This is a genomic window from Candidatus Sodalis sp. SoCistrobi (genome assembly GCF_900143145.1).
Classification (GTDB): domain Bacteria; phylum Pseudomonadota; class Gammaproteobacteria; order Enterobacterales; family Enterobacteriaceae; genus SoCistrobi.
The window spans coordinates 1-4,326 of sequence record NZ_FRDB01000233.1; the positions used below are offsets into that span (position 1 = coordinate 1).

The 4,326-nt window shown below is 60.5% G+C and carries 2 protein-coding genes and 2 pseudogenes; 1 reads left to right on the top strand and 3 read right to left on the bottom strand.

Going from position 1 to position 4,326, the window contains the following annotated elements; translation table 11 throughout:
• Positions 1-127: 127 nt before the first annotated feature.
• Positions 128-394: pseudogene (locus tag CINSTRO3249_RS13320) on the bottom strand (oligopeptidase B); the annotation flags it as partial.
• Positions 395-632: 238 nt separating this feature from the next.
• Positions 633-1,604 carry a YebF family protein gene (locus tag CINSTRO3249_RS16280; RefSeq protein WP_143146903.1) on the bottom strand — a complete coding sequence of 324 codons (972 nt, stop codon included), beginning with the start codon at positions 1,602-1,604 and terminating at the stop codon, positions 633-635.
• 182 nt (positions 1,605-1,786) lie between these two features.
• Here CINSTRO3249_RS16280 and purT point away from each other — a divergent pair, with 182 nt between their 5' ends.
• Positions 1,787-2,965, top strand: coding sequence for a formate-dependent phosphoribosylglycinamide formyltransferase (gene purT / locus CINSTRO3249_RS13330; protein ID WP_074013622.1), 1,179 nt, complete (start codon positions 1,787-1,789; stop codon positions 2,963-2,965).
• Positions 2,966-3,002: 37 nt separating this feature from the next.
• Here the strand turns inward: purT and CINSTRO3249_RS13335 are convergent.
• A pseudogene (locus tag CINSTRO3249_RS13335) lies at positions 3,003-4,155 on the bottom strand (MFS transporter).
• Between the last annotated feature and the right edge of the window lie 171 nt (positions 4,156-4,326).

Here is a 4,326-nt window from a genome sequence, read left to right on the forward strand (position 1 = left end):
TGCTCATGCTGAGTTTCCAGCACTAGATTAACTGCCCGTTCACGGACTTCCGGAGAGTAACGTTTGGTCGTTGTCATAGAGACCTCCACTTTTAAAGTATAGACTCTAATTTATCCGGGGTGATTCAGCTTTGATAGCGATAACCCCGTCGCACGTAGGGTACCGACCGATCCTGCTGGGGGATGCGCTCCACCATTTCCGTAAACAATTGATGCCGTAGCGCCTCGTGCCCGGCCATCATCATTTCGCCGTAAGTGTTTTCCCGCTTGAGATAATCCAGCACCGCCGGATCCTCACGCTTATCATCGCGCAGCCAATAATAGTCGTCCACACGACTGTCGCCGTGTAGCGTTAACGTATGGGGTCGTTTTTCTGCTTTGGGTGGCAATGTCATACGGCAATTCCTTATTCTCTTAGAAAGAGAGTGGCACGAATATTCTGCTATGCCAAGCGCAGCGGGAGCCTCAACAGCATCGCCGACCGCCGCGGGCCGCTGCGCTTGTCGCGGCCGAGCCTGCGCGCTTTGGGCCCGGGCACAGTCAAAGCGAGGAGTGCAACGAAAGGAAAAGAAAGCCACGTCTGCGCCAACATCGGGGATAGCACCGGCGCCCGCAAGAGGGCGCCGGTGGACACTATTGATTTAATCGGTAGGTGATTTCACCTTTGGTGCAATCCAAGGTCACGGCGAAATTCAAGTCCTGCGCGTTACCGCGCACCTTCAGCGGCGCCTGCCAGACATCGCCAACGCCGGTAACGTCTTCCGGGTTTACCCACGCGTTGATATTGCTGCCGCCGGCCGCTTGCTTGTCTTGTTCAGAACGCTGAAAGCGGTTTTGGGTATAGTCTTGCACCACGAGTTCGGCGACCTGCGGGGCGTTAAGATCGGGACAAGGAGGAACTTTGGCGATTTCCGGCGTACCGGCCGCCGCGCCAGGTTTGGCGCTCTTCGCTTTGGCCGATTTATCCGCTGCCGCTTTATCGGCCGCGGTGTTTTTTGCCGCCGTCCGCTTCTCGGCCGTCACGGGCTGTTTCGCGCCGCCGTTGGCCGCCCCGGTATTGTCTTTCTGGCGCCCGACGCCGTTTTCCCCGCGCGCGTCACCCTCAGGAACTGCACCGCTGGCGTTGCCCGGTGCGGGAGCGGCGGTCGCGGCATCGGCGTTGCCGTTGGCCGCGTCGGTAGTCCCCGTCGCATTAGCGTCGCCCTGCACAGAGGCGGCACCCGCCGCGCTGGCGTTACCGGCTGGCGCAGCAGTCGTCTTTCCTTGATTTTGCGGCGCGCTGGCGGCCAGCGGCGTGACGGGCTGCGGTGTATCGCCGGTGGCCTGCGAGGTGGACTGCCCGGCGTTATCCTGCGCAGGTACGGGCGTCGGCGTCGTGTCATCAGCCCGCGCCGTCATTGACGATACCAACAGTCCCGCCACCCTGTTTCCCGTTTTACCCATAATTCCTCCACGTAAACAATGCATCTTTTTTACCTTATTAAAAGATAATAGCCGGTTTAAAAATACCGTGCGAAACTGTTTTATTTCAAAAGCTTTAAATACTCGCTTTCCGCTGTCTGACGCAAGGCGTTTCGCGTTCGCAGGTGTCGCGGTAAACAACAAGGCGTTGACGGCGATGCCTCGGATAACGGCGGCCAGCGCCGCACCCAGGCGTCGCCCGCCGTATTCATCCTGTGGGCTGACGGGCAAGAGAGCGACTATAAAGGCCGATCGTGGCCGACGGATGCAGAGGCAAACGTTTTCGTTTATACTGCCCGCAATTTTTATGACCTCGGGTAGACGACATGATCACCATCGGAACGGCACTTCGTCCGGGAGCAACACGCGTGATGTTGCTCGGCGCCGGCGAATTGGGTAAAGAAGTCGCGATTGAATGTCAGCGTTTGGGGATAGAGGTGATTGCCGTAGACCGCTACGCCGACGCGCCGGCGATGCACGTCGCGCATCGCCACCACGTGATCAGTATGTTGGATGGCGCCGCGCTACATGCGGTGATCGAGCATGAACAGCCGCACTTTATTGTGCCGGAAATCGAAGCGATTGCCACCGACATGCTGGTCACCCTCGAACAAGAAGGCCACCGCGTGGTGCCCTGCGCTAACGCGACCCGGTTAACGATGAATCGGGAAGGTATTCGCCGTCTGGCGGCGGAAACGCTCTCTCTTCCCACCTCACCCTACCGCTTTGCCGCCGATCGGGCGGCGCTTGATAACGCGGTCGAGGCCATCGGTTATCCCTTCATTATCAAACCCGTCATGAGCTCTTCCGGCAAAGGCCAAAGCCTGGTGCGGGACGCGGCACAGTTGGATGCCGCCTGGCAATATGCCCAACGCGGCGGCCGGGCCGGCGGCGGCAAGGTTATCGTCGAAGGGCTGGTGGCGTTTGATTTTGAAATCACCCTGTTGACCATCAGCGCCGTGGACGGCATTCATTTCTGCGCCCCCATCGGTCATCGGCAAGAAGACGGCGACTACCGCGAGTCCTGGCAGCCGCAACAGATGAGCGCGCTGGCGCGCCAGCGTGCGCAGGCCATTGCCGCTGAAGTGGTTAGCGCGCTAGGCGGCCACGGTTTGTTTGGCGTCGAACTGTTTATCTGCGGTGACGATGTTATCTTCAGCGAAGTCTCGCCCCGCCCGCATGACACCGGTATGGTGACCCTGATTTCTCAGGACTTGTCGGAATTTGCCCTGCATGTCCGCGCTTTTCTCGGACTGCCGATCGGCACTATCCGTCAATATGGTCCGGCGGCCTCGGCGGTGATTCTGCCGGAACTGCAGAGCGATAACGTCAGCTTTAGCGGCCTGGAGAACGCGCTGGCGGCCGGGCAACAGATTCGTCTGTTCGGCAAGCCCGACCTGAGCGGCAAACGCCGTCTCGGCGTGGCGCTCGCCGTGGCGCCGACGGTGGAAGAGGCGGTGACGGTGGCGAAAGAAGCGGCTGCCGCGGTGCACGTTACCGGTTAAGCCGTTCGCTTTCCCCGGTCTTTGGCCGGGGGAAGCATCAGCGGGCGCTGATTTGCCGGTCGGCGCCGCACAAAAACCCCAGCAAGCCCATCACACCGGCGCACAGGCTACACAGCAGCAGCGGCCAATACCAACTTCCGGCCAGGTCATGCAGCCCCCCCCATCAGCATCGGGCCAAACGCCGCCAGCAGATAACCCACACACTGCGCCATACCCGACAGTGCCGCCGCCTGGTGCGATTCCGCGGCGCGCAAACTGATAAATGCCAGCCCTAATATCATCGCCGCACCGGTGCCGACACCCAGCAAAACGACCCAGACCACGACCCCGGCGGGCCACAGGGCCAGCCCCGCGAGCGACACCAGCGTAACCAGGCCGGTAGCGCAGGCAAGCAAGCGTTGGTCCTTCATCCGTGCTATCACCGGCGCCAGCAGGATACCCGGCACGGCAGTGGCGAGCTGCATCAGACCATGTAACGATCCCGCATAAGTGGCATTATACCCCGCTGCGGTTATCATGGCCGGCAGCCAGCCAACGGCGATATAGTAAATAAACGAGTTCAGGCCGAGAAACAGCGTGACCTGCCACGCCAGCGGTGAACGCCAGAGGCTGCCCCGGCGCAGGCCGCCGCCCACGCCCGGCGCGCCAGAATGTCTGTGTTTTGCCACCTGCGGCAACCAGCACAGCATCGCCAGCAGCGGCAACGTCGACATCAGTCCCAGCGACCAACGCCAATTCCCCTGTAACTGCTGCGTCAGCGGCACAATCAACGCCGACCCCAGCGCGGCAACGACGCCCATAATCACGACATAGGCCGCCGTCATGCCGGCAATACGCTGGGGAAAATCACGCTTTAATAAACTCGGTAGCAATACATTGCCCACCGCTATACCGGCACCGAGCACGAAGGTGCCCAGATACACACAGGCTAACTGATCCACGGCGCGCAGCAGCGCGCCGGCAATCATTACCGCCAGCGCGGCAAATAACGTCCGCTCGATACCCTGCCAGCGCGCAAGCCGGGCCGCGAAGGGCGACATCAGCGCGAAGGCGAGTAGCGGTAAGGTGGTCAGCGCGCCCGCCGCCGCGGTGCTCAGGGCAAAGCTCTGCCGGATGTGGCTCACAATCGGCGCCACGCTGGTTATCGGGGTGCGCAGGCAGGCCGCTATGAGTAAAATGCCGACGACCATTAACCAACCCCCGCTCGCGCGGGGAGAGAAATTAGGGGGTGTATTGAATCACCCCGGATAAATTAGAGTCTATACTTTAAAAGTGGAGGTCTCTATGACAACGACCAAACGTTACTCTCCGGAAGTCCGTGAACGGGCAGTTAATCTAGTGCTGGAAACTCAGCATGAGCA

Bases quoted from the DNA above. Each gene is read 5' to 3' on its own strand.
- purT (WP_074013622.1), top strand. From the start codon at position 1,787: ATGATCACCATCGGAACGGCACTTCGTCCGGGAGCAACACGCGTGATG.